The organism is Arthrobacter sp. NicSoilB11, from assembly GCF_019977375.1.
In the GTDB taxonomy this organism is placed as follows: domain Bacteria; phylum Actinomycetota; class Actinomycetes; order Actinomycetales; family Micrococcaceae; genus Arthrobacter.
In genome coordinates, this window is record NZ_AP024657.1 from 164,643 (window position 1) to 185,490 (window position 20,848).

The window sequence follows — 20,848 nt, forward strand, 5'->3', positions numbered from 1 at the left end:
CCTAGATTCCGGAAGGAGCAGCAGCGGCAACACGGTTCCGCGGCCGGTTCCGGGCGGGAACCCGGGTCGCGGCTTCGCGCCGGGAGCCCACGGTGTTCTCGATGGTTCCGATGCCTTCCACGGTCATGCGGACCACGTCACCTGTTTTCAGCGGCGGGGGAGTCTGTGCCCCGTTCCGGCCCCAGAGCTCGGCCAGGCAGCCGCTGCCGCAGGTGCCGGAGCCCAGCACGTCGCCGGGCCGGACCACGGAATCCTGCGACGCATAGGCCACCAGTTCGGCGAACGGCCAGCCCATGTTGGAGAGCAGGTCCTGCCCAATCAGCCGCCCGTTGACTTCCACAGCCATGGAGATCGGCAGGAACCCGTCTGCGTCGTGGCGGTCCTCGAACTCGTCCGCCGTGACAATCCAAGGCCCCAGGGTGTTGGCAAAGTCCTTGCCCTTGCACGGTCCCAGGCTGACCTTCATCTCCCGGCGCTGCAGGTCGCGCGCCGACCAGTCGTTGAGTACGGTGTAGCCAAAGATGTGCCGGTGCGCCTCCTCTGCGGTCAGGTTCCGCCCGTCGCTGCCGGGGACGCGGCCGACGACGGCTGCCACCTCTGTTTCGAAGTCCAGGTCCGTGCAGCCTGCGGGAATGCCAATCACCTCGCCCGTACCGGTGACGGTGTGCGGGTTGGTGAAGTAGAACGTGGGTGCTTCGTACCATTCGGGCACCACGCCCGCCACGCCGTCGATGCTCTTCCGCACTCCTTCCACGTGTTCCTCAAACGCCACGAAGTCCCGGATGGTGGCCGGTTCCAGTGGGGCCAGCAGCCGCACCTCCGCCAGCGGTACGGGTGCGGCGGAAGCGGTGACTTTCCGGGCAAGGTCCAGTGTCTCCTGCAGCCCGGCATCGAGCAGTGTCTGCACGGACTGGCCTGCCGGCAGCGCATAGCAGTGTTCGCCGTCCACGAAGCCGGACCGCGTCCCGCCGTCGTGGTTCCAACGGGCAATCTTGACCATGTGGGTGTTCCTTAGGCGTTGGGGCGGGTGGCCAGGGCGGCTGCCGCGGTGATGCCCAGGGCCCGTGCGTTGCCGCCCAAGACCCGGGCCGCGTCGTCGGCCGGGAGTGCGGCAGCCTCCACTTCGTCCACCGGCAGGTCGGACCCCATGTCGAATGGGTAGTCCGAGCCGAGCAGCACCTGCCCAGGCCCGGCGGCAGCCACCAGGGCCCGCAGTTCAGCCGGGCTGTGGACCAGCGAGTCGAAGTACAGCTTCCGCAGGTAGGACGACGGCGGCGCGGCGCACCCATGTGCCTCCGGCCGCACCTTCCAGGCATGGTCCGACCGGCCCAGCGTAGTGGGCAGGTAGCCGCCGCCGTGGGCGGCCAGGACCTTCAGGGCGGGGTGCCGGTCCAGGACGCCGCTGAAGATCAGGTGGGACAGGGCCACCGCGTTCTCGGCCGGCTGGGACACCGTGTTGGCGAGGTAGAAGCGGTCCAGCCGCTCATCCAGCGAGCAGCCGAACGGATGCAGGAACACCAGGGCGTCCAGCTCTTCGGCGCGGGTCCAGAACGGTTCCAGCCGGGGGTCCGAGAGTTCAATGGTGCCTCGTTCCGGGTCACCCGGAGTGGCGGCGAAAGACCCGATTTCGACTCCCAGCAGCCCGCACTCCAAGACGGCGTGTTCCAGGGCATCCACCATCAGGCCCGGGTGCTGGAGCGGGACCAGGCCCAGCCCGTTCAGCCTCCCCGGCGCGCGGTCCACGAACTCGCGCACCGCCTGGTTTGCGGCCCGGGCGAGTTGCAGGGACAGCTCCTCCCCGGCGAAGTAGTAGAAGTGCGACGGCGACGGCGAGACCAGCTGCACGTCCACGCCCTGGGCGTCCATGTCCGCCAGCCGGCGGTCCAGGTCGGTCAGCTGCGGCCAGCGTTCCTTGATCATCCGGCCCGAGGCGGCCATGGATTCGGGTCCGTTGCGGCGCACCTCCAGGGCCTGCTGGGCGCCGAAGGCCTCCGGATCGGCCTCGGCCACCAGCTGCTGGAGGGCCGGCAGCAGGATATGGGCGTGGACATCCACCGTGGGGTTCGTGTGGGGACGGGTGCTCATGCCGGCTCCTTCAGCATGACGGACAGGCCGTGCATCAGCCCGGGCATATCGGCATCGCGGACGCCGTCGAGCATCCACTGGCCCAGCTGGACCGAGGCGTTCACCACTGCCTTGGCGCGGTCCAGCCGGCGGTCGCTGAACTCCTTGAACAGGGTTTCGGTGACGTCGTCGGCCCTGATCAGCAGCTCGGCCAGGACGGAGGCGTCCTCCAGTGCCATGGCTGCACCCTGCGCCACCGTTGGGGGGCAGCTGTGCGCGGCGTCGCCGATGATCACGGTGCGGCCGCGGTTCCAGGGCCCGTCCACCAGGTGGGTGGTGAACCACGTGTAGTTGATGCGGGCACTGTGGTCCAGGTTGGCGCGGATCTCGTTCCAGGGCCCGCCGTAGGCTGCCGCGAGTTCGGCCATGATGCGGGGGCCGTCCTCGTGCTTGCGTTCCTGGGCCTTCTCCACCAGGTAGGCGTAGATGGTGTCCGGGCCGGTGGGGCAGTAGCCGGCGATGAAGCAGGGGCCGCCATAGGTGAGGTCGGTCCGGACCACTTCCTCCGGCCGTTCCACGAACGCCCGCCAGATGCCCATGCCGGTGGGCTGGGGTTCCACGTCGATGCCAATGGCCTTGCGCACGGCCGAGTGCAGGCCGTCGGCGCCGATCAGGAGGTCGTAGGTGGCTGTGCCGCCGTCGGCGGTGCCCACGGTGACCGAGCCGCCGTCGTCCGTGATGCTGGTGACCGTCCGGCCGTAGCTGATCCGGGCCCCCGCCTGTTCCGCCCGTTCACGGAGGATGGCCGTGAGGTCCGGCCGGTACATGCCCATGGTGGCGGGGAGGTCGTCACCGCCGGTGCGGATATCCTCCAGGACGGCGAGCACCGTGCCGGCCGGGTTCGGGGCGCGCAGGCCGAGCGTGCTGAAGGCGTAGCCCTTGGCCTCCACCTGGTCCCAGACGCCGAGGTGGCGGAGGACGCGCAGGGCGTTCCCCTGCAGCGTGATGCCGGACCCGAGGGTCTGCGGGGCGTCTGCCTTCTCGAGGACTTCCACCTGGATTCCGGCGTCGGCCAGGAGGATGGCGGCGGCCAGCCCCGCGGCTCCCGCCCCCACGATTCCGACGTTCTGTACTGCTGCCATCGCTGACTCCTTTGTATTGACGGCGTTACTGCTGGTGGTTTGTTGTAGTGAAAGCTACCGGACGGCGATCGGGTTGACCGGTGATCCGACGGCCCCGGTGATGGGGAGCGGTGCTGCGGTCAGCAGGAAGTCGTACCTGCCGTCCGCCGCGCATGCCTCCGCCAATGCGTCGGGGTCCCACATCTCGCCCAGGAACAGGCCCAGGTTGGGGATGGCGATCTGGTGGAGTGGCTGGAATGCGCCGTCGAACTCGTTGGGCCGGACCTCGAAACCCCAGGTGTCCGTGGCGATCCCGGCGATCTCGCTGCGGTGCAGCCAGGGTGCCGTGCTGAAGGACAGCCCGGGGGCGGAGCCGCCGGCATAGTCGCCCCAGCCGTCGCGGCTCACCCGGGTGTACTGCCCGGTGCGGATCACAACAATATCGCCCCGGCCCACTGTTGAGCTGGGCCCTTGGAGTTCGATGGTCCGCTGGAGGTGTTCCGGAGTGATGGCGAAACCGTCCGGCAGTTCGCCGTCGTTCCGTCCCAGCCCGGGGCCCAGCGCCCGGCCGACGTCGAGCAGGACGCCGCGGGTGACGATCTTGGCGGCGGCGGTTTCGATGCCGGTCACCAGGTCACCCTCGGAGGTGACCACGTCACCTGCGGCGCGCCCGTTCCAGGCCTTGCCCTGGTCGAAGATGTGGCCCAGGCCGTCCCACTGCGTGGAGCACTGCAGCGGCATGGCGATCACGTCATCAGCGCCGCCGAAGCCGTGCGGGAAACCCTGGTTGCCGCGTTCGGCGTCCACCCCGGTGTCCGTCATGGTGTGCACGGGGTTGGTGCGGCGGCGCCAGCCCTTCTGCGGGCCGTTGGTGTCGAAGGGCTGGGACAGCGAGAAGGCCTCGCCGGTCTTCACCAGGGCCGCTGCTTCGATGCGCTTGGCGGCGTCAATGAAGTTCAGGGTGCCCAGGACGTCGTCCTGGCCCCACCTTCCCCAGTTGTTGTGTGCCCGTGCCATGGCACGGATGCTGCCGAGTGGATCGTCACGCCGGATGACCGGGGAATCCGCGGATTCCCCGGCGCCGGTGACTGGTGCTGTGTCCTGCGTGGTCACTGCCTGCTGCTTTCCATTGTCACTTCGTCCTTGCAGTGGATGAGCTGGGTGCCCAGGCCCGTGATGGTGCCTTCCATGACGTCCCCGTCCTGCAGCAGCCGGCCCCAGTGCTGGCCGTTGCCGGCCGGGCTGCCCGTGAGCACCAGGTCGCCCGGGCGCAGCGGCATGATCTGGGAGGCTTCGCTGACCAGCTTGGCTACACCGAAGATCATGTCCTGCGTGGATTCGTCCTGCATGGGCTTGCCGTTGAGCTTCAGCGTCACCTGGACGTCCTGCGGGTCACCGAAGAACTTGGCGGGCACCAGCAGCGGCCCGGTGGGCAGGAAGCCCGGGGCGTTCTTGGCGCGGTACCAGTCGGAGCCGATGGCGGGCATGTCCTTGCGGAAGACATACTCACGCGTGGTGATGTCGTTGACCATGGTGTAGCCGAACACGTACTCGAGGGCCTCCTCCGGGGTGACCCGGAACGCCGTCCTGCCGATCACCGCGGCCAGTTCCAGCTCCCAGTCGTGGGACTTGGAATACGCAGGCAAGGTGAGATCGTCCGTGGCGGACGCGACCGCCGTCGGAAGTCCGATGAAGAAGTACGGCGTGCCCTGGCCTGCGCGCTTGTCCATCATCGCGGCCGTCTTGGCGCGCACTTCCTCCTCGTCCTCGCCGGGTTCGCGGTGCGCCGCGGCGAGGTCGATGACGTGCTTGCGGTAGTTGGCGCCCGTCTGCAGCACCTGGGCGGGCTCCACCGGGGCGAGGATGTCGACGTCGGCAAGCGCCAGGCCGGTGGCCTTACCTGCCGTGGCGGCCAGGGCGTCCAGCTGTCCTTCGGTGGTGTCCCAATGCTCGATCAGCGAGTTGATATCCCCGTCCAGGGGCAGGACCCTGTCATCAACCAGCAGGCCCGCGCGGGGCTTGCCGTCACCGGCCTCCTGGAACCGGATGAGTGCGTACTGTGCTTCGGCCATGGTGCCGTTAGCCCCGTCCGTGCTTGGCGTAAGGGTTCAGGAGCGCTTCCTTCATTTCCGGGGACGCGCCTTCCTCGGTGGCGGTGAAGCCTTCGGCCGGTGGGAAGGATTCGGTCATGGAGTGCGGCATGGCGCCGTTCTTGTAGAAGTTGTTGGACCCTTCGGACGGCTTCCAGGTGTTGGCCTCCCAGTCCGGCACGTAGTTGCGGTAGCCGCCGGAGTTGAGCTCGACGCGCAGGCCGGACGGTTCGCGGAAGTAGAGGAAGTTCTGCTCGCCCACGCCGTGGATGGAGGGGCCGTATTCCATGGGGGTGCCGTTTTCCATCATCACGTCGGCGGTGCGGAGCAGGTCCTCGGTGGTGTCCACCCAGAAGGCGATGTGGTTGACGCGGCCCGGGCGGTTGGAGGTATCGGCCACCACGCCCAGGTCGTGGGACTTTTCGTTGGTGGTGAGGACTGAGAAGACGGTGATGGGGGCCTCGTCCAGGTCCACGAAGGCCATGACGCGGAAGCCCAGGGCCTCGTTGTACCACTTGGCGAAGCCGCGGACATCAGACGCGGCAACGGTGACATGGTCCAGGAACCGGGGTGCTGCGGCGTGGCTGCTGCGGCGCTCGGGCCGGTCCGGGTAAGTGGATTCGAAGCCGGGCTCCGCCACGAACTTGTCCACCTCGTAGAAGAGGCGCATGTGGTGGCCGTAGGGGCCGGTGAATTCGTAGGCCTTGCCGTAGCCGTGGCCGCCGGCGGTCCAGGTTCCCTGCACGCCGGTCGCTTCGATGCGCTGGGCTGCTGCTTCCAGGGCTGCCTGCGAATTGGTGCGCCATGCCATCCGGCCAAGGGAGGCTTCGGGTCCTTCCGTGACCACCAGGCTGTACCGGTAGTAGTCGCCCCAGCAGCGGAGGTAGAGGTTACCGTCCACGCGGTCGATGATGCGCATGCCGAACTTTTCCTCGTAGAACCGTGCCGAGGCTTCGACGTCCGGGCTGGTGATCTCGAGGTGGGCAAGATGGGAGAGGGGAGTTTCCACGTTGAAGTCCTTCTGGTTACTGGCTGCCGTCTGATTGGTGCAGGTCCTGTAACTACTGTGAAGTACTTCATATATTTGGGGAAGACGAGCTTTTCGATATCAGATATCCACGAAGCTGATACTCCGCAATCTTCCTCCCTGCCGGGGAGACGGGCCGATGTTCCCTAGAGTTGCGGCACGCACGGGCCGGCTCCCAGCAGGGCAAGGCCGGCGCGGTCACCCGCGGCAAAGTCCATGATGCCCATGTTTTTCGCGTTCATCAGTTGAGCCGGATCATCGACGTGATCAAGGCCCAGCACGTGTCCGAGCTCATGCATGATAATTGCGCGCACCTCTGCCGTACCGTCAGGGCGGCTGGCGATGATGCCGCCAAGATCTGGCGCGTCAAGGCGCACCTGTCCGGCGGCGAGGACCAGCGGCACCAGCGGCTGTCCGGGGGCCTGGGCGTAGCCGCTGCCGCCGTTGCCCGCAACATCGCCGGCAAGGCCGGGAGATTCCGCAGGGGTGGACCAGGCGATCAGCACCGGCGCCCACCGCTTCCCGTAGCGGTCAGGCTGGAACGCCTGCCGGTCATCCGCCGGGGCCTCCGTGGTGGTTCCGTCATACACAAACTGCAGGCCGGAGGCTTGGGAGGCTGCCGCTATTGCTTCCCGGACGAGGATGTCGCCACCCTGCACGGCGTTGTCCGGCCGGACAACGTAATGGATCGGGCGGCACGGATCGTAAGCCACAAACGGCTGGCCCTCCTTTGGCGACTCCTGCAGCACAAAGGCGGTGGAACCGGTGGTTGCGGGAGGCGTGCCGAGGGGCGATGAGGAGGCCTCGTACCCGGGCGGCGGCACTTTCGCGCCAGGCAGGTACGGGGCCGCAACAGGAAGAATCACGCGGTCAAAGAGCGCCGGCGCGAAGTACAGGCAGACAACCAGGGCAATCCCCAGCACGGTCTTGAACTGCATCGACCGTTGTGGCCGCCGTCGCGTCCTTGACCAGGCCCAGGACGTCTTCCGTCGAGGCCGGGGAGGCTCGGCGCGCCATGGAGATGGTGTTTCCGCCCTGCCGAAGGCCTCATCGATGGCCCATTGGGGGATCCGTCCGCTGGGGGAACGCCGAACATGAGGTGGGGCAAGTCCGCCAGGAATGTCTGGCTGTGACCGGTTGCTCTTCCCGTAACCATGCATTGGCATCCCCCTGGCTCCCGCGGCCCGCCACGGGCCAACCTCCATAGCCTAGTGGCGTGCTCCTGAGCCTCAGCGCCGGAAATGCACAGGATTTCCGCAGGAATCGGCTGCTCCGCAGGTGCCGTTCTGAGGACTCAAAAGGACACCTGCGGAGCAACCGATGGAGGGAGGGCCTACTCCTTGCCAAGCCCCGCTGCCGAGGTCTTCCCGTCCGAGACGCTGTTGAGGGCCCGCAGATCGAAGATGCCGTTGATGTCCGCCTGCTTGGTGGTGCCGGCAGTCACGCCGTCGGCCAGGAGCTTCTGGTAGGTTCCGGCGAGCGGGTCCACGGTGAAGACGATGTTCTTCAGTGAACGGTCGATGACGTCGGCCTTCAGTTCGGCCCCGGCGGCTTCCTTGAGCGCGGCGTTGATGGCAGTTGCCTTTTCGTTGGCCGGTGCCGCGTTCAGCCACTCGACCGACTTCACATGCCCCTTCAGGAGTGCCCTGACGGTGTCCGGATGGTCGGCGGCGAACTTCCGGTTCACGATCAGGATGGTGGTGGGGAACTCGCCCGGCTTGCCGGACAGTGTGCCATCCCACAGGTCCTTTTCATCGACCAGGACCTTCGCTCCGGCCGTCAGCACCAGCCGTGACGCCCACGGTTCAGGCAACCACGCGCCGTCGAGCTTGCCGTCCTGGAACAGCTTTAGGGTCTGGGCGTTCTCGGTGGGATTGATGGCCACGTCCCCGCTGCCGTCCACGTTGGTCTTGTAGCCCTGGGTGGCAAGCCAGGCCCGGAGGGCGACGTCCTGCGTGCCGCCGAGCTGCGGCGACGCGAGCGTCCTGCCCTTCAGGTCTGCAGCGGAGCCGATTTCCGGCTTGACCACCAGCTGTGCGCCGCCGGCCGCGGCACCGGCGATGATGTTGACGGATTCGCCCTGGCTCTTCACGAAGGAGTTGATGGCCGGGTTCGGGCCGATGTAGGTGGCGTCGATGGCGCCGGCGTTCAGCGCTTCGATGGCTGCGGGGCCGGCGTTGAACACCTGGGTGCTGAGCTTGGTGCTGCCCAGTTCATCGGCGATGAAGCCCTTGCTGACCCCTACCAGGGCGGGGGCGTGGGTGACGTTGCCGAAGTAGCCAAGCTTCAGCTCGGCCGCCGGGTTGCCGGCGGGCGCCACGTCGGCTGCCGGTGCAGCGGTGCCGTTGTTGACGGCGGAGGCGACGGCGGCACCCCCGCCGATCAGGGCCAGCGCGGCTGCCGCGATGCCGATTTTGAGGCCGAGCGGGCGCTGGGGCTTGGCTGACCCGCCGGCGATGATGCGGGTGGATGCTTGCTGGTTTTGCGGACTCTTGTCCTGCGGGTTTGCCATGGGGAAATCCTTTGCTGGGGCTGATGCTGAGACGAGATTACGGAGCGCCCGGCGGCCCCACAATCATTCGTGTCGCAGTGGTTCACGGGGAGACGCGAAGCCTCAATGCGGCGTAGCAGGGCGTTAAAAATCGTCGCGGAGCGTCTTGATTCGGCCCTCCTGGTGCCCCTACGCGGCCTTCACCAGGGGGAGCTCGTCCCAGTGCGTGGTGTAACGGGGCGAACGCATGTCCCGCTTCATGGTCCAGTCCAGGCCCGACTTGATGCCCGCATGCCCCAGCCCGATGGACCCCCGTCCAAACCGGCGGCTCACATCCTCAAGCAATGGCCCGATGCCGCGTTCCTCGTGCCGGTTCTCGAACAGTTCGAGCGGGGGCTGGTTTCCCGTGGGCCGCAGGTCGGTGAGCATCAGGCCCGCTTTGGCATATTTCAGTCCATCCCGGATATTGGGCAGCAGCGCGTGGGCGGCTTTGGTGAGCAGGAGTGGATCCGCGGTGGGCATGGGCAACGAGACGCAGACCGAAGGGTAGGCCTGTTCGTAATCCCTGAAGGGGGACGTGGCAGCGAAGGCCGTCAGCACTTTCGCCTGCAGTCCGTGCTTGGACAGCCTGGCGCTCGCCTGCTGCCCGTAGATGCTCAGAACCTCGCGCAGGCCGGCGGCGGTGGTCACGGGAGTGGCGAAGGAACGGGAAAATATCAGCTGGTCGCGGCCGACGCGCTCCTCCTCCATGGGAATGCACGGGGTGCCGCGCAGTTCCAGGACGGTGCGCATCAGCACCACCGAAAACTTGTCCCTGATCGCCACCGGATCCGCCCGGACCAGGTCCAGCACGGTGAAGATGCCCAACACGTTGAGCCGCTTCATCAGCCGCCCGGCAATGCCCCACACCTCGTCCACCGGCAACCGGCCCATGAGGGCCTCGCGAACGTCGGCCGGGACCGACTCCCAGAGGCAGACCCCGCCAAAAGCGGCGTTGTTCTTGGCCCACTTGTTGCAGAGCTTTGCCAGGGTCTTGGTGGGGGCGATGCCCACGCAGACCGGCACCCCCACGTGCCGCCGCACGGCCTCTTTCATCCTGCGGCCCAGGGCCAGCAGCTCGTCGGGTTTTCCCTTCACGCCCAGGAACGCTTCGTCGATGCTGTAAACCTCCAGCCACGCCGAGTACCTGCCCAGCAGCTCCATCACCCGGGAGCTGATGTCCCCGTAGAGCTCATAGTTGCTGGACTTCGCCACCAGGCCCCACTCCTTGGCCCGCGGCGCGAGCTTGAACCAGGGCTCGCCGGTGGCGATGCCCAGGGCCTTCGCCTCGGGGGAGCGCGTCACCGCGCAGCCGTCATTGTTGGACAGCACCACCAGCGGGCGGCCCTCCAGGGAGGGGTCGAAGGCGCGCTCCGCGGAGGCGTAGAAGCAGTTGACATCCACGTGGGCGATCTGCGGCATCCGCCGCATGAGCACCGGCTTAGGCATGCTGCTCCTCAAACGTGGAATATCTCAGACATGGTGCAGGCACCTGGTGGCGACACCCCAGATGGTCAGCTCGGACAGGGCGGGGACGTGGATATCCGGATATTTGGGGTTCTCCGCCTGCAGCACCACGCCGGTGCCGGTGATGCGGAGGCGCTTAACCGTCAGCTCCCCGTCCAGCACCGCAATCACCACACACCCGTCCTTCGGCTCCAGTGCCCGGTTCACGATCAGTTCGTCACCGTCGCTGATGCCGGCGCCCTCCATGGAGTCCCCGGTGACCCGGACCACGAAGGTGCTGGTGATGTCCTTGATGAGGTGCGCGTTCAAGTCGATCCGCCCGTCAAAGTAGTCCTGCGCAGGAGACGGAAACCCTGCCGCCACCGCCACGGGGGAGATCAGCACCGAGAACAACGAGGCGCCCGCATCTATCACGCGGGGACCGATAATAACGCCCACAACACACCCTTATTCGAATATATGTTCGATAGTTTCAGTGTAGACCCGGAGGCTGACAACGGCACCACCCCGGCCGTCCCTGGACAGCCCGCGGACCCGAAGCGGCCGCCCCGGCGGCGACGGTGCGCAAACCCCCACGTAGACTGGCATCATGCGGCTGGTAGCAAGCGATATTGACGGAACGATCCTTGGGCACGACGGAAAAATCAGCCCCCGCACCATCCGCGCCTTCCACGCCTGCCGCGATGCCGGCGTCGAGCTCGTGTTTGTCACGGGCCGTCCGCCGCGCTGGCTGCACCCCCTCGAGGAGCAGCTGGGCCACACGGGACGGGTGATCTGCTCCAACGGTGCCGTGGTCTGGGACCTGGAGACGGACCGCCTGGTCTCCGCCCGCACCCTGGCGATCCACACCGTCCTGGAGGTCCGCGGCATCATCAAGGCGCTCCGCCCCGCGGCCCTGTTCGCAGCGGAAACGCTCACCGGATTCCATCTGGAACCGGGCTTCATCGAAAACGAATCCAGCGAGCTGCTGGCCGAATTCACCCCGGCCCCGCTGAAGGACACGCTCACCAGTGACGATTCGGTGGTCAAATTCCTTGCCATCGTCCGCGACGGCACACCCGATGATTTCCTCGCCGAGGTGGCACCCGCCGTCGAGCACCTGGCCGCGACGACCCACTCCTCGCCCGGCGTTGCCATGCTGGAACTCTCCCTGCCGGGTGTCAACAAGGCCGTTACCCTGGCCGAGTACGCTTCGGGGCTGGGCATTGACGCCGCGGATGTGGTGGCCTTCGGCGACATGCCCAATGACATCGAGATGCTCCGGTGGGCGGGTCACGGCTATGCCATGGCCAGCGGCCATCCGGAGGCCATCCGCGCGGCGGGGCAGCAGGCACCGCATTTTGACGACGACGGCGTGGCCCAGGTTTTGGAGGCGCGGCTCGCCTCCCTGGGCGTCCAGTTTTCCTGACCGCAGCAGCCCCCCGTATTCACAGCTGCCGCTCACCTGGCGTTTACCTTCGCCCCCTAGCGTGAACCATGGAAAGCAGGCACTACTTACGCCGGCTCATAGGGGGCAACCATGGCAAGGAACGTCAAACAGCACATGGCCGATGGGCCGCACCGGCCAGCAACCCCGGCTCCGCACTGGAAGCAGCTGCGCCAGGGCGACCGGGTCCGCGTCCTGCTTTCTCCCGGTTTTGAGGCGGGCGGCGTGGTGGACACCATCACCGCCGACCACACGGCAGTCTGGGTCCACCTGGACGGCGGCCGCGGCCGGACGCTCCTGCACTGCGGCGACGGGGTGGACATTGTGCCATGCGGGGAAACCGACTGCGCTGACTGACCCGCCGGCCCCAACCCCGCGCGGCTCGGGTACGCTCACATTGTGACCCTGCCCTTTTTCGAGCACAAGGACGACGCCGGTCGGCAGCTACCCATCGCCATGGCCCACCGCGGGTTCTCGGCTGAGGGGCTGGAAAACTCGATGGCTGCGTTCCGCTCCGGCGTCGAACTGGGCTTCCGGTACCTGGAAACGGACGTGCACACCACGGCCGACGGCGTGCTGCTGCTCTTCCACGATGAAGCCCTGGACCGCCTGACCGACGGCAGCGGCCGCGTGGCGGACCTGCCGGCCGCGGACGTCGCCAAGGCCAGGATCAACGGCCGCGAGCCCATCCCCACGTTCGATGAATTGGTGACCCAGCTGCCACACGCCCGGCTGAACCTGGACGTCAAGGACTGGGGCTCCGTCCACAGCACGGCCGCCGCCATCGAGCGGCACCAAGTGCACCAGCGGGTGCTGGTCACCAGTTTTTCGGACCGTCGACGGCGGGCGGTGCTGAAACTGCTCAGCCGGCCGGTTGCCTCCTCCGCCGGCGTGTCCTCCAATGCCCTCTTCACCCTGCTGGGCCCCGTGCTTCCACGCCCGGTGTTCCACCGGCTCATGCGCCGGGTGCTCAGGGACGTCCATGCGCTGCAGGTCCCCGTCCGCTATGGACGGATCCCTGTGGCCACCGCCGGGTTCATCCGCCGCGCCCACGCCCTTGGCCTGGCGGTGCACGTCTGGACCATCAACGATGCCGCGGAAATGCACCGCCTCCTCGACCTGGGCGCGGACGGCATCGTCACGGACCGCGCGGACCTGCTTCGCGAAGTGCTCATGGAGCGCGGGGAGTGGCCGCAGGGCCACCCGCCTGCGCCGGGTTCCTAGCCTCCGGACGGCGCGGTGGCGTCGCCGGTAAGGCCGTCGCGGTCCGCCTGGCCAGGGTCAGTTTCGTCGGTGTCACCGCCCAGGGGACGGTTGGAGACCGGTGCCGGGGCAGCGCCTGTCTTGAGGCCGGGCGCCTTCTGCTTCTCCGCCTCCATGGCATTTGAACCTTCACTCAGGGACGAGTGGACTTCCACGCCGTCATTGGGGTTCGTGGGGTCGGGCACATTCATCTTCTCCGTCGGCTTGGATGTTCCGGCCAGGTCCTCCATGGCGTTTTCTGCTGCCTTGCCGATGCTGTCGCCGATTCCCATCTGACTGCTCCTTCCGACATTGCGTGCCGGCGCCCAGCGGCATACCGGCCCTACTCCTCCAGAATTATCAGCATGCTTACAATTAGTCCAGTGCTGGGGAATCGGACCGCAGCCGGAGAGGAAGGAAGATCAGCATGAGCACTTACCATCCGGAGAATGACCCCGCGAACCCCGACCGCCCGGGGAAGGAAGACGTTGGCGCCGCCCAGCCGCACCTGGCGGAGCAGCGCAGCAGGGAGGCGGCCGGTTCGCCAAACCCCGACCCGGCAGAGGGCAATGTCACCGGGCTGGAACCGGGCGGGGGAGTGCCCCCGGGAGAGACGCCGCCGGCAGAGGACCAGATGAGCCGGGACCAGGGCCACTCCGAATAGCGGTTAATGGCAGGCGCGGCGCCTGGCGTCATGCCATGCGCCGCGCTGCTCGCCTTAGGTGTGAGCGTGCTGTGTGTCAGGAAGTCTCTTTGCCATGGCGGCCCCGCGACTCCCCTGGTCCCGCCAAATGGCGCTCCAGGCCGTCCACGTCCAGCCGCGTGTTCCAGTTGGCCCAATCCTGGGGCCGCACTGACGGCCGCCCCAGCAGGTAACCCTGGCCGGCGCTGATGCCAAGTTCGGTGAGGACCTTGAGTTCGCCCACCGTTTCGATCCCCTCAGCCACCAGGATGGTGCCGATCTGGTCGGTGAAGTCCACCAGGCAGGCCGACAGGGCCCGCTGGAGGCCGTCCTTGTCGACGTCGCCGATTACGTTGCGTCCCACCTTGAGGAAGTCTGGACGCAGGTGGATCATGCGGCTGAGGGCGCCGGCCCCGGTGTGGGTGTCATCGACGGCAATCCGCAGGCCCTTTTCCCGCAGTGGATTGATCGCGGAAATGAACTGCAGATATTCCTCTTCCGGAATGTCCTCGGTCAATTCGAGCACTATGCGGTCGATGGGGAGTTCAATATGGTCGAACAGTTCCGGCAGCCGCGGGTCCATGCAGGAGGTGGGCGAAATATTGAGGGACACATAAAGGTTGTCCGGCAGGTCGCGGGCTGCCGCCGCGGCGGATCCCAAAGCCGAGAACTCCAGGTTTGCGCCCAGGCCCACGGCCGCGGCCTCGGCGAACCACAGTTCTGCAGCGGCACCGTCATCGCTGACGAAGCGCGAGAGGGCTTCCGCGCCGACCACGGTTTTTCCTTCCAGGCCGTAAATGGGCTGGAATGCGGTCATCAGCATTTGGTTCTCGAGCAGGGCGCTGATCCGTGAGATGCTGCGGATGGCGTCCAGCTGCTCAGCGAACTGCGGCGGCAGGGTGGGCGCTGTGAGGCGCATGTCCCTGGCCGCTTCCAGTGTTTCCACGGTGTTGGCATCGCTGCGCCGGGTCTCCAGGAGATACTCCAGCAAAGCGCGTTCCGGCACGCCAGGATTCTCGTCAAGGCTCCTGCTCAGCCGTTGCCGGACAGCGGCTCCCGCAGGATCCGTATCCGCCAGCACGGCAGCGATAATTCCCCATGCCTGTACCCGAACCGACATTAGCAACGCCCCCAGTTGACGAAGTAATGACCCGATGGCCCAATAATGTTCAAATTTCCAAACGCCTTATAAAAGTACGGTGTTGCCAGACCTGAATTTCGCGGCGGCGAAAAACCAGACACCGCACGCTGATCGTATAACGGCGGCCACAAAAGCGCAGTAGTTTTGCGTTACTGGTTAGCGCTTTCCTGCTGGTCAGCCAGCAGTTGGGGTATCTGGTCCGGCGGAACCGGACGGCTGAAGTAGTAGCCCTGCGCGCTGCGGCAGCCAAGCCCGCGCAGGATTTCCGCCTGCTCAGCGGTTTCCACGCCTTCCCATACGGCTTCCAGCCCGCACGCCCGTACCAGCTGCAGCACGGCGGCCACCAGGGCAGGCTGGCTGGGATCGGTCTCCAGCCCGGTAATCAGCGTTCTGTCCACTTTGACCCGGTCCACGGGCAGCCGGCGGAGGTAGCTGATGGAGGAGTAGCCGGTGCCAAAATCGTCAATTTCGATGCCCACGCCCAGGCCGCGCAGCCCGCCCAGCGAGTACCGGTCCAGTTCATTGCCCTTGACGATGGCCACTTCGGTCAATTCGAGGACCACCTGGTCGGGCCTGACCCCGGTCTCCTGGAGCACGTTCCGCACGTCCTCGATGAACTGCAGGCTCTGCAGGTCCGTGGCGGAGATATTGACGCGCACGGAAAACGTACTGTCCAGCAGGCATGCGTCGATCCAGGCCCGGAGCTGCCTCACAGCCGTCCTGAGCACCCACAGGCCCAGTTCCGAGATCAGTCCCGCCTCCTCGGCAAGGGGAATGAACTCGTCCGGCATGATGAAGCCGCGGGTGGGGTGGTTCCAGCGGACCAGTGCCTCCACGCCCTCGATCCGTCCCGTGGCGAGCTCCACCACGGGCTGGTAGTAAAGCGTCAGCGCGTCATCCTTGATGGCGGCCCGCAGGTCGTCCACCAGCTGGCTGCGGAGCCGCCGCATCAGCAGCAGGGCCGGCTCGAACCGGTGCAGCCTGTTCTGCCCTTCGGCCTTGGAGGCATACATGGCGACGTCGGCCTCCATCAGCATGTCCTCCGGGCTGTGGCCTTCACTGCCCACGCTGAGCCCGATGCTGGCACCGCAACGCACGCTGCGGCCGGGCAGTTCGATGGGTTCGGTGAGCGCGGCCAGGATGCGGTGCGCCACGATGGCGGCCTGGTCTGCCGACGCCGACGGCATGACGATCGCGAACTCGTCACCACCCAGCCTGGCGACGACGTCCGCCGCGCGGACCGCGGTCCGGAGCCTTTCGCCCACAGTCACCAGGACCTGGTCGCCGGCCGTGTGTCCCAGGCTGTCATTGATGGATTTGAACGCGTCCAGGTCCATCAGCAAGATGGCGGGGCCTTCATCCGGCGGCTCGCCGCCGGCCGCGGTGCGGGCTTCGAGGGCGGTGCGCAGCGCTTCGATCAGTGCGGACCGGTTGGCCAGGCCGGTCAGCGGGTCCTGCATTGCCATCTTCTGCATCTCAAGGTGCGCCTCGTGCAGCAGCTGGGTCCGGACCTGCACCCGCTGCTCAAGCTCCTCGTAGATGATCTGCAGGTCCTCGGCCAGGAGATTGGTGCCCATGATGATTGCGTCCAGTTCATCCCGGGCGGGTGAGACCTCGATCCGGGAGCTGAGGTCCCCGGAAGCCAGCCGGACAATACCTTCCAGCAGCTGCGAAAGCCGGGGATCGTCGTCGGCAAACATGGCAGGTCCTCCTTCGGCGCCTAGTTGGCCTGGACGTGGTCGGTGCCGAGGGGAAGGCTGACGGTGACAGTGGTCCCGGAGCCCAGGGTGGAGGCGACGTCGATCCGGCCGCCGTGGCGGTCCACGATGTCCTTGGAGATGGCAAGGCCCAGGCCTGTTCCCGGGATGGCGCCGTTCATCGCGTTGGAGGCGCGGTAGAACCTGGTGAATACGTGGTTGATTTCATCGCTCGAGATGCCGATGCCGGTGTCGGCGATGCGCACGGTGGCCCATTTGGAGCCGTCCGCGGCGGCATGGGACTCGCTGCCCACCTCGATCCGTCCACCACTGGGCGTGAACTTGATGGCATTGGACACCAGGTTGGTGAAGACCTGTTGCAGCTGCACTTCGTCCGCGAGTATCTCCGGATCCTCCGGAACGGGGTCCACGTCGATGGTGACGTTCTGCAGCGTGGCCAGCGGACGGAGCGCCGCGGCCACCAGATCCAGGGTCTGACCCAGCCGCACGGGTGCCAGCTGCATCGCGGCGTTGTCCAGCCCGCCGCGGGAGACGCTGAGCATGTCCTCGATGAGGGTGCGGAGGCGTTCGGTGTTGCGGACCACGATGTCCAGCATCTGGTGGACCTCCCGGGACACCGGATGCTCGGTGCTTTCCTGGATCATGTCCAGGTACGCCATGATCGAGGTCAGCGGCGTCCGCAGCTCGTGGTTCACCGTTGCCAGGAAGTCAGTCTTGGCCTTGTCGAGTTCCCTCAGCTGCTTGACCACCTGCTGCTGGCTGCTGATCAGGTGGCTTTGGATGAGGCCGTAGGCGGCGTTGCCGGCCACGTGCTGGATCAGCCCCAGTTCAGCGCTGGACCAGGTCCGGGGCCGGTCCATCATGGCGATCCAGATGATGCCCAGGGAGGAATTTCCTTCGCCGATGGGCACCGCCAGGGTTGAGGCGGCTCCAGCGATGGCGGGACCGGGGCCGGGCCTCGCCTCGCTGCGGGCGGCCGGTTCGTTTCCGTCGGCGGAGAGCGTCTCGGTCCCGGCCCAGAGCATGTCCGCCGTGGCACGGGCGTCTTCCTCGCGTGGAAGGGCGTCAGCGGGCAGCTCCGCGAGGCCCCGCCTGTGCCACCCGGCCGTGATGACGGGGACGCGGTGATCCTCGAAGGTTGCCAGGACAACGTGGTCGGCCTTGAAGGTGCGGCCGAATCCCGCGACGACGTGGTTGGCGATTTCCTGGGGGTCGTTGGTGGCGCGCACCGCGGCAGAGACTTCACGCAACTGCTCCCGGAGCGCTTCGGCTTCCTGCCTGGAGGCGCGGCGGCGGGATACCTGGTCGATGAGGACGGACGCGCGGTGCACCAGCTCCTGGGGTGCAGGCGGCTTGGTGATGCAGTCGTGGACACCTGGCGGGTTGGCAGCTGCGATCTCCGCGGGGCTGTCCAGGTCCACCATCACCAGGACCGGGGCGGCGGACGTGGTGGTGGACAGGACGCCGGAGAGGAAGGCATCGGCGACGACGACTGACGGTTCACCGCCGTCCAGCACCGCGGCGAGGCTGCCGGCGTCGGTGGCTTCGAGGACGGTGTATCCGGCGTCGCGCAGCGCCTGGGCGTTACGGGCCCTCCGGCCTGCGTCGGGATCGGCCACGACGGCCGTGCGGGGCAGGCGCGCGTCACTCGGGACAGCCGTCACAGTGCTCCCTTCCCTCCCAGTTGACTACATTCTAGGGGGATGCGGGCGAAGCGGGTCCACGGCGTGCGCACCCTTACCCCCGCTTTCCGCGCTGCCAGGGAGTTGTGGCACGCCGTAATGTTGCCGAAGGTCCGCCACCGGGACGGGCAGGACCATATATTTGAGCCGTGTCTCCAACAAAGTCGCCACGGTCCACCTGGCAGAAGTACCTGATGATCCCCAAGCTCATCAGGCTCTCACGCAGCGCCCCCAAGGACCGGCATAAGGCGTGGGACCGGTACTGGGCCGGCATTACTTCCACCGGTCCGGGCGGCGAGGTCCTCTGGGACTCGGGGAGCAACCATGAGTTCCAGGGCTACCAGGACAGCCTCCTTCGTAACCTGGACCCTGCGCTTCCCGTTGTGGACACCGGCTGTGGGCACGGCAGCTTCACCCGCGCGCTCGCCGGGATCTTTCCACGGGTCATCGGCGTGGATGTCTCACCCCATGCTGTTGCCCGGGCGCGGGCGGAGTCCGCAGGAATCGGAAACGCCGCCTTTGAAGCCAGGGACATGACGGCGGAGGGTGCTGCCGGGCAACTGGCGGAGTCCTTCCAGTTGGGCCCTGACGGCGCCAACGTCTTTATCCGCGGCGTGCTGCATGTCCTCGATGCGGCCCACCAAACGGCGATGGTCGACAACCTGCGGATCCTGGTGGGCGGCCGCGGGACGGTCTTCATGGCGGAAACCAACTTCCAGGGAAACCCGCTGGAGTACGTCACCCATCTTGGGGCAAGCACGCATGGCATTCCGGCGCCGTTGGAGCTGGCCATCCGCGGGCTTCCCATGCCGGGGCACTTCGGGCCGGAAGAGCGCGAACGTGCGTTCCCGGCGTCGGACTGGGAACTCCTTGAGGATGGCCATGTGGCCATCGAAACCAACCCGGTGACCGGCGTGCCGGGCCAGGACAGGGTGCCCGGGTATTACGCGGTGGTCCGCCCCCGCCGGTAGCCCTGGCAACGGGGTGTTCGAACTGTTCCGCAGACTTCACGCATATCCCCGCAGTCCGGCCGCAGGCTGCCTTCCATCCCCTTGACAGGGGCCGGATCCGGAGGCTCCATGGTAAGTAGACTTACTAGTTAGCTGGGGATGGAGGGAAGACTGCCATGGCAGGAGATAAAGGCAACCGGATCCGCGATGCGGATGCTGCGGACCGCGAAGACGCCTAAGCCGCACCCGCGCCACCCCGTTCGGCCGCCACCGGATCACCCTCCGGCGCCGCCACCCCGACCGCCGGCGCAAGACCTACAGGAACCATCATGAGCAACTTCATTCCATCCGGCGCCCTGCGCCGGATGCTCCTTCCCCCCACCTACGGGCGGCACGTCACCTCCGCCACGGAGTTCACCATCCTCTCAGTGGAGGTTTGGGCATCCGGCCTGGTGGTCAACATCCACCTTCCCTCGGATGACGCGGCTGAACCGCACCTCATCGTGGAGGACCACTTCGGCACGGAATACACCCTGCAGGAATCGGCCACCGTCGGTTCCCGCAACCTGCAGGTGTTTACCCCGTCGGTGCCGCCCGGCACCAGGAGCCTGACCATCAGGTCGGCGGACGACGGCGGTGCCCGGCCGGTGGTGACCTTCGCGGTTCCGTTGATGGCCGTGCCCGAACCACAGCCGGAGCCCCGGGAAGCCGGCGGCAGCCCGGCCACCGCCGCCGACGAGTCCTACCAGCCCGATCTCCGCCGCCCCGCCTGACGCAGAGCCGCCCTGACAAGACCCGCCCTGACAAGACCCGCCAGACCTGACGAAAGGCCCCGCCATGCCGGATACCAGCAACTTCACGCCCACCACTGCCATCGTCACCGCTTCAGACTCAGGAATCGGCAAGGCCACCGCCGTGGCGCTCGCCCGCGCCGGCATGGACGTGGGTGTCACCTGGCATTCGGATAAGGCAGGCGCCGAGGGTACCGCCGAAGAAATCCGCGGCTTGGGGCGCAAGGCCGTGGTCCGGCAGCTGGACACCACCGAGCTCCACGCCGCTGCCGGCGTGATCGATGAACTCGCCGGGGAGCTGGGCGGCCTGGATGTCTTCGTGAACAATGCCGGGACGGGTGCGAGCACAAAGTTCCTGGACATGGGGATCGATGACTGGATGAGGATCCTGGACACGAACCTCAACGGCGCATTCGTGTGCCTGCAGGCGGCAGCAAGGCGCATGGTCAAGGCCGGGAAGGGCGGCCGGCTGGTGGCGGTGTCCAGCGTGCACGAGTTCCAGCCGCGCGTCGGATCGTCCGCCTATGATGCGTCCAAGCACGGCCTGGGCGGCCTGATGAAGACGCTCGCCCTGGAGCTGGGCCAGTACGGCATCACCGCCAACACGGTGGCGCCGGGGGAGATTGCCAGGCCAATGACGGGGCAGGAGGACCAGGACCCGACGACGACGAAGCGCCCCGGGGTGCCGCTGGGCCGGCCCGGGCATGCCCGGGAGATCGCCGACGTCATCGCCTTCCTCGCCTCGCCTGCCTCCAGCTACGTGACCGGTGCGGCGTGGGTGGTCGACGGCGGGATGCTCCAGATGGGTCCGCAGGCGGGATCGCACATCACCAGCAACGACTGGCGCGAAGCGTAGGCCCCTTGTGCCTTTCGCTGGCTGTTCTCCTGACCGTGGGGCAGTCACAGAGTCCATATCG

The 20,848-nt window shown here is 67.0% G+C and carries 21 protein-coding genes; 7 read left to right on the top strand and 14 right to left on the bottom strand.

Features of this window, described 5'->3' with window-relative positions:
* Nucleotide 1 precedes the first annotated feature (1 nt).
* From LDO14_RS00800 to umuD, 10 genes are all read right to left on the bottom strand, one after another.
* Nucleotides 2-1,000: a fumarylacetoacetate hydrolase family protein gene (locus tag LDO14_RS00800; RefSeq protein WP_223993318.1), complete on the bottom strand. Its 999-nt coding sequence runs from the start codon at nt 998-1,000 to the stop codon at nt 2-4.
* Between the two features lie 11 nt (nt 1,001-1,011).
* Nucleotides 1,012-2,085 (bottom strand): amidohydrolase family protein, encoded by a 1,074-nt coding sequence (locus tag LDO14_RS00805; protein ID WP_223993319.1) that lies wholly within the window; start codon nt 2,083-2,085, stop codon nt 1,012-1,014.
* Entirely contained in the window at nt 2,082-3,206 is a 1,125-nt protein-coding gene (locus LDO14_RS00810; RefSeq protein ID WP_223993320.1) for an FAD-dependent monooxygenase, read from the bottom strand. The genes LDO14_RS00805 and LDO14_RS00810 overlap by 4 nt, the downstream gene beginning before the upstream one ends.
* Before the next feature lie 54 nt (nt 3,207-3,260).
* Entirely contained in the window at nt 3,261-4,298 is a 1,038-nt protein-coding gene (locus tag LDO14_RS00815) for a cyclase family protein (RefSeq protein WP_223993321.1), read from the bottom strand.
* A complete protein-coding gene (locus LDO14_RS00820; RefSeq protein ID WP_223993327.1) occupies nt 4,295-5,257 on the bottom strand; it encodes a fumarylacetoacetate hydrolase family protein in 963 nt (320 codons plus the stop codon). The genes LDO14_RS00815 and LDO14_RS00820 overlap by 4 nt, the downstream gene beginning before the upstream one ends.
* Before the next feature lie 7 nt (nt 5,258-5,264).
* The gene (locus LDO14_RS00825) at nt 5,265-6,284 is read right to left on the bottom strand and encodes a VOC family protein (RefSeq protein ID WP_223993336.1); all 1,020 of its coding nucleotides are present in this window, start codon (nt 6,282-6,284) and stop codon (nt 5,265-5,267) included.
* A 164-nt stretch (nt 6,285-6,448) separates the two neighbouring features.
* Nucleotides 6,449-7,240, bottom strand: coding sequence for a matrixin family metalloprotease (locus LDO14_RS00830; RefSeq protein ID WP_223993338.1), 792 nt, complete (start codon nt 7,238-7,240; stop codon nt 6,449-6,451).
* 395 nt (nt 7,241-7,635) lie between these two features.
* A complete protein-coding gene (locus LDO14_RS00835; protein ID WP_223993339.1) occupies nt 7,636-8,814 on the bottom strand; it encodes an ABC transporter substrate-binding protein in 1,179 nt (392 codons plus the stop codon).
* 168 nt (nt 8,815-8,982) lie between these two features.
* On the bottom strand, nt 8,983-10,281 hold the full coding sequence (locus LDO14_RS00840; protein WP_186447809.1) for a Y-family DNA polymerase: 1,299 nt from the start codon (nt 10,279-10,281) through the stop codon (nt 8,983-8,985).
* A 24-nt stretch (nt 10,282-10,305) separates the two neighbouring features.
* Complete coding sequence (gene umuD / locus LDO14_RS00845) at nt 10,306-10,737, bottom strand: translesion error-prone DNA polymerase V autoproteolytic subunit (RefSeq protein WP_018770326.1); 432 nt, start codon at nt 10,735-10,737, stop codon at nt 10,306-10,308.
* 151 nt (nt 10,738-10,888) lie between these two features.
* Between umuD and LDO14_RS00850 the strand changes: the two genes are divergently transcribed.
* The 3 genes from LDO14_RS00850 (at nt 10,889) to LDO14_RS00860 (ending at nt 12,949) form a co-directional block, all read left to right on the top strand.
* Nucleotides 10,889-11,707 carry a Cof-type HAD-IIB family hydrolase gene (locus LDO14_RS00850; RefSeq protein ID WP_018770325.1) on the top strand — a complete coding sequence of 273 codons (819 nt, stop codon included), beginning with the start codon at nt 10,889-10,891 and terminating at the stop codon, nt 11,705-11,707.
* Nucleotides 11,708-11,818: 111 nt separating this feature from the next.
* A complete protein-coding gene (locus LDO14_RS00855; RefSeq protein ID WP_018770324.1) occupies nt 11,819-12,082 on the top strand; it encodes a hypothetical protein in 264 nt (87 codons plus the stop codon).
* Between the two features lie 42 nt (nt 12,083-12,124).
* Nucleotides 12,125-12,949: a glycerophosphodiester phosphodiesterase gene (locus LDO14_RS00860; RefSeq protein ID WP_026265936.1), complete on the top strand. Its 825-nt coding sequence runs from the start codon at nt 12,125-12,127 to the stop codon at nt 12,947-12,949.
* Here LDO14_RS00860 and LDO14_RS00865 read toward each other — a convergent pair.
* Nucleotides 12,946-13,260, bottom strand: a complete 315-nt coding sequence (locus tag LDO14_RS00865; RefSeq protein WP_018770322.1) for a hypothetical protein — start codon at nt 13,258-13,260, stop codon at nt 12,946-12,948. The genes LDO14_RS00860 and LDO14_RS00865 overlap by 4 nt on opposite strands.
* 134 nt (nt 13,261-13,394) lie before the next feature.
* Here LDO14_RS00865 and LDO14_RS00870 point away from each other — a divergent pair, with 134 nt between their 5' ends.
* On the top strand, nt 13,395-13,631 hold the full coding sequence (locus tag LDO14_RS00870) for a DUF6480 family protein (RefSeq protein WP_018770321.1): 237 nt from the start codon (nt 13,395-13,397) through the stop codon (nt 13,629-13,631).
* A 76-nt stretch (nt 13,632-13,707) separates the two neighbouring features.
* Here LDO14_RS00870 and LDO14_RS00875 read toward each other — a convergent pair whose 3' ends face one another.
* From LDO14_RS00875 to LDO14_RS00885, 3 genes are all read right to left on the bottom strand, one after another.
* A complete protein-coding gene (locus LDO14_RS00875; protein WP_026265935.1) occupies nt 13,708-14,769 on the bottom strand; it encodes an EAL domain-containing protein in 1,062 nt (353 codons plus the stop codon).
* A 170-nt stretch (nt 14,770-14,939) separates the two neighbouring features.
* Nucleotides 14,940-16,490 (bottom strand): EAL domain-containing protein, encoded by a 1,551-nt coding sequence (locus LDO14_RS00880; RefSeq protein WP_018770319.1) that lies wholly within the window; start codon nt 16,488-16,490, stop codon nt 14,940-14,942.
* A gap of 20 nt (nt 16,491-16,510) precedes the next feature.
* Nucleotides 16,511-18,172 carry an ATP-binding protein gene (locus tag LDO14_RS00885; RefSeq protein ID WP_018770318.1) on the bottom strand — a complete coding sequence of 554 codons (1,662 nt, stop codon included), beginning with the start codon at nt 18,170-18,172 and terminating at the stop codon, nt 16,511-16,513.
* Between the two features lie 212 nt (nt 18,173-18,384).
* Here LDO14_RS00885 and LDO14_RS00890 point away from each other — a divergent pair, with 212 nt between their 5' ends.
* The 3 genes from LDO14_RS00890 (at nt 18,385) to LDO14_RS00900 (ending at nt 20,787) form a co-directional block, all read left to right on the top strand.
* The gene (locus tag LDO14_RS00890; protein WP_018770317.1) at nt 18,385-19,161 is read left to right on the top strand and encodes a class I SAM-dependent methyltransferase; all 777 of its coding nucleotides are present in this window, start codon (nt 18,385-18,387) and stop codon (nt 19,159-19,161) included.
* A gap of 308 nt (nt 19,162-19,469) precedes the next feature.
* Entirely contained in the window at nt 19,470-19,913 is a 444-nt protein-coding gene (locus tag LDO14_RS00895; RefSeq protein WP_018770316.1) for a hypothetical protein, read from the top strand.
* A 64-nt stretch (nt 19,914-19,977) separates the two neighbouring features.
* Complete coding sequence (locus LDO14_RS00900) at nt 19,978-20,787, top strand: SDR family oxidoreductase (protein WP_223993340.1); 810 nt, start codon at nt 19,978-19,980, stop codon at nt 20,785-20,787.
* The last annotated feature ends 61 nt before the right edge of the window (nt 20,788-20,848 follow it).